Below are 521 nucleotides of genomic sequence, written 5' to 3'. Positions count from 1 at the left end.
ATAGTGGGGAAGTGGAAAAAAGCTGTTCGGAATTAATGTCTATTTGTCTGCTTTATGTCTAATCATAAAGAATTACGACGAAATACTTAGGCATTGTGCCAATAGAACATAAAAAAAGTAGAGGTGAACGGAGTGCCGGTCATTGAAGTAAAGAACCTGTCAAAAGTGTTCGGCAAGAATCCTAAACAAGCGTTAAAGTTGCTTGATAAGGGTACGTCTAAAGATGAAATTTTAAAAGAAACTGGAAATACGGTTGGGGTTAATCGAGCAACCTTTTCGGTGGAAGCCGGGGAAATATTTGTCATTATGGGACTGTCAGGTAGCGGGAAATCAACATTAGTACGATTGCTAAACCGGTTAATTGAACCTACCGAGGGAAATGTGTTAATTGACGGAGAAGACTTGTCTACCATGAATAAGAAGGAATTGCGAAAAGTACGCAGAGAAAAGATGAGCATGGTTTTTCAACGCTTTGCGTTATTCCCGCATCGGTCCATTCTGGAAAACACAGAGTATGGATT

The 521-nt window shown here is 39.7% G+C and carries 1 protein-coding gene; it reads left to right on the top strand.

Annotation, left to right across the window (positions count from 1 at the left end; genetic code table 11):
* Positions 1–132: 132 nt before the first annotated feature.
* Positions 133–521: ATP-binding cassette domain-containing protein (locus tag AC3G7N_RS22595; RefSeq protein WP_489424336.1), on the top strand; the 389-nt coding region annotated here is incomplete at its 3' end.

The organism is Virgibacillus carmonensis (assembly GCF_057836705.1).
This window is presented reverse-complemented; position numbering and strand designations above follow the sequence as displayed.